The 3,018-nt window shown below is 46.4% G+C and carries 4 protein-coding genes; 2 read left to right on the top strand and 2 right to left on the bottom strand.

What is annotated here, in order from left to right; translation table 11 throughout:
* Positions 1-218 (bottom strand): deoxyribodipyrimidine photo-lyase (locus BP822_RS03115; protein WP_286877722.1); only part of this gene is annotated, 218 nt, incomplete at its 3' end.
* Positions 219-407: 189 nt separating this feature from the next.
* On the opposite strand from BP822_RS03115, the gene BP822_RS03110 reads away from it, so the two are divergent.
* Positions 408-1,427 carry an Acg family FMN-binding oxidoreductase gene (locus BP822_RS03110; RefSeq protein ID WP_286877721.1) on the top strand — a complete coding sequence of 340 codons (1,020 nt, stop codon included), beginning with the start codon at positions 408-410 and terminating at the stop codon, positions 1,425-1,427.
* A gap of 225 nt (positions 1,428-1,652) precedes the next feature.
* Here the strand turns inward: BP822_RS03110 and BP822_RS03105 are convergent, their stop codons facing one another.
* Entirely contained in the window at positions 1,653-1,799 is a 147-nt protein-coding gene (locus BP822_RS03105) for a hypothetical protein (protein ID WP_013718176.1), read from the bottom strand.
* A 606-nt stretch (positions 1,800-2,405) separates the two neighbouring features.
* Here BP822_RS03105 and BP822_RS03100 point away from each other — a divergent pair.
* Positions 2,406-2,876 carry a nitroreductase/quinone reductase family protein gene (locus tag BP822_RS03100; protein ID WP_286877720.1) on the top strand — a complete coding sequence of 157 codons (471 nt, stop codon included), beginning with the start codon at positions 2,406-2,408 and terminating at the stop codon, positions 2,874-2,876.
* Positions 2,877-3,018: the final 142 nt, after the last annotated feature.

Here is a 3,018-nt window from a genome sequence, read left to right as displayed (position 1 = left end):
AGCATGAACTTATATTGAGAGCTTGTTGCCTCCAGGAACTGGGGCGAGATGCAGAAGAGCACCGCCAGGGGAGACTTTTCTCTTATGGCCAGTTCCTGAGCAAATAGCATAGGCCAGTTATCAGCCACTCTCTGCTCTCTGCTCATCCAGTAGAATATAGCACCTTTTCTCTCTTTAGCCCAGACCAGCACTCTGGCTCTCTTAGGATTTACTGGCATTGTCCCATATCCTCCATCTCCTTGATGATGACTTCTCTGTTTTATGATGATCTTTCCCTTAACAATCTCGAAATCTAGTTAAACTAAGCTGTTCATATTCCGAAGCGTATTTGAAAAGTGGGCTTAGAATGTATGTTCAGTATGTTCAGAAGAGCGATATCAGTTCAGAAAAATAAGGAGATGGCTTAAGTGACCGATGTATTAGCAGCCTGGAACGTTAGAGAAGAGGATTTCCCTGTGAATGGCGACCTGTGCGATCAGATAAAAGGCCTGCTCAAGTATGCAGTTTTAGCTCCATCCGGGCCCAACACTCAGCCCTGGAAGCTGGCAATTGATGGAAACGAGGTATCAGTAATTGCTGACTATAACCGTGCTTTGCCCAACGTTGACCCTTCCAACAGGACTCTTTATCTCAGCCACGGCTGCCTTCTGGCCAATATCCTCATAGCAGCGGAACACTTCGGCTTTGGATATGACGTTTCATGCCTGCCTGATGGCCCTTCTGGCGAGAGGACTGCGACCATAAAGCTGAAAGGATCGGCCGGCAAAAAAAAGCTTCCCGATCTGTTCAGTCAGATAACCAGACGTCATACAAACAGAAAGGAGTTTGAGAAGAGGGCGATAGAGGATGCAAAGCTCAGGGAATTGAAGGCCTGCGTAAAAAGGGATGGATTTGATCTGAATATCCTGGTCGATGAAGCCGGAAAGTCGGCGATGTCCGAGATCCTCGCCCAGTCTCATAAGATACAGCTGGGGAATAAAGCCTTCAGAAAGGAACTGGCAAGCTGGGTAAGGTCCAATACGGGAGGAGAAAAGGACGGTCTGCCAGGCTATTCGTTTGGCTATTCGGATTTCCAGTCCTACTTCGGAGCATTCGTCTTCGGGACCTTTGATATGTCTACATCCCGGGCGAGGATTGAGACTGCTTATATGAAGGCCTCGCCAGCGGTAGGAGTTCTATCAACCGATCAGGACGATATGATGACCTGGCTTAAAGCAGGATTCCTCTTTGAGATCCTGTTTCTTAAGGCCACGGAGATGGATGTCAGGTTTGATCTCTTCAGCCAGCCCATAGCCATTCCCGAGCTTAGGGAGGAGATGGCAAGGATATTGAAGGTGAAATATCCTCAGCTGCTCATCCGCATGGGTTATGCAGAGCCGAGCAAGCACACGCCCAGAAGGCCGCTGGAAGAGGTTTTATTACCCTGACTGGTAATAGCCAGCCGGATATGCAGGATCAAATCCCGCCTGCTATCATTTTCCAGGGATGATTTGCTTCAAATCGATTTGAGCTGCTCATCTATTTTTTTAATCTGATTGGCGCATTCCGCCAGCTTCATCAGCAGAAAGCGGCGCTCGGCCATCAGCTTATTCTTCTGAAACAGCAGCGAGTATGATGCTTTTTTCCGGCCATTTGCTTCCATTTTTCCCGTCCTACCATCCAGCCCTTAGCATAACAGCCGCAAGACCTATGCCGATGAATGCTCCCAGGCTGAGGAATATCTCAACCAGATGGGTATTTTTCGATCCATAATTCTGGTTGACAAGGACATCATAAAGGTCCCTAAAGTATCTCTTCATTGGAATGCCCCCATTCTGGCCATTATATCCATGGAGAGGACGGATCCAAATATCAATACAGTCAAGGCCAGTGCGAATAAGATCTCATCTGCTTGCCGGATGCTGTCTGCCTGAGCTCTCACGTAGCCTGCTTTAGGGCCAAACAGCCTGGCCCCAATTCCAGAGAACTCATAATGCTCATTAGGCCTATAGTTTTTGCTTATTTCATCTCTTCCGATCATTTTCTACTTCCCGAAAGGATTTGACGCCGCGCTTTTAGCCTTCAATCCGTCAGAATATTCGATTCTCCATCGATGGAGAAGCAGGGACTCCAACGCGGCCAATATCATTAAGAGACCGGCAATCTCTTATGCGGCCCATCCTTCCAATTCAGGTTGTTTTTATAAGTCTATTCCATCCAATTCGATAACGCTATGCAGCGATCGAACATTCAACACCCAACCCAGATCAAACAGGATTGGGTCTTACAGTCCCGGTTTACTTATAGATGCATCTAAGGACGCATCGCTGCCGTGCTCTCTACTAAAAATGGAACTGCTGAGCTTCGACATGTTATTCAGTCTCAGCACAACCTATATTAATTTTGCTGTCGAAAGCCAGGTGTGCATGCTTAAATCAATTCAAAGAGCTTTATTCAGAATATTCAATAGCTATATAATTGTGCCCGCTTTTCAGAGGAACCTTGGCAAATACATTTCAAATCCCATTATAGGCAATATCATGGTCATCAAAACGAGAGGCAGGAAGACCGGGAAGACTCGCTTCACCCCTGTGTACCACGCTCTGATCGGCGAGAGCATTTACTGCTACCAGGGCAAGCATCTAAAGGGCCAATGGTATCTGAATGTTCTGGCGAATCCTGATGTAGAGGTTCTCCTGCCAAGCGGCACTCTGAAAGGAATTGCGGAAGAGGTGAGCGATCCAAAAGAGGCTGCCTATGCCATCCGGCAGATATTGAAGAGCAGTGGAGTCTGGGCATTTCTGTATGGATTCAATCCATTCACCATCGAGGATGCAGTTTTGGAAAAGAAGGTGCAAAAAATGCCCGTGATCAGAATCAAGAGGGCGGTAAAATAATTTGCAGCGACCATTTTGCCGTTTCTCTATAATTTTCTCGCTTATGTAATACCATCATAATACAATCATAAGACTCATCACATGCCTTATTCCAGATAAGCTTTTAATAAGATTGACACCATTTATTATTTTTTTACCGCAA

Source organism: Methanosaeta sp. UBA458 (assembly GCF_002496085.1).
Classification (GTDB): domain Archaea; phylum Halobacteriota; class Methanosarcinia; order Methanotrichales; family Methanotrichaceae; genus Methanothrix; species Methanothrix soehngenii.
Note: the sequence above shows the minus strand (reverse complement) of the source record. Positions and strands in the feature narration are given on the sequence as shown.

Coding starts and splice junctions, on each gene's coding strand:
- BP822_RS03100 (WP_286877720.1), top strand. CDS start 2,406: ATGCTTAAATCAATTCAAAGAGCTTTATTCAGAATATTCAATAGCTAT.
- BP822_RS03105 (WP_013718176.1), bottom strand. CDS start 1,799: ATGAAGAGATACTTTAGGGACCTTTATGATGTCCTTGTCAACCAGAAT.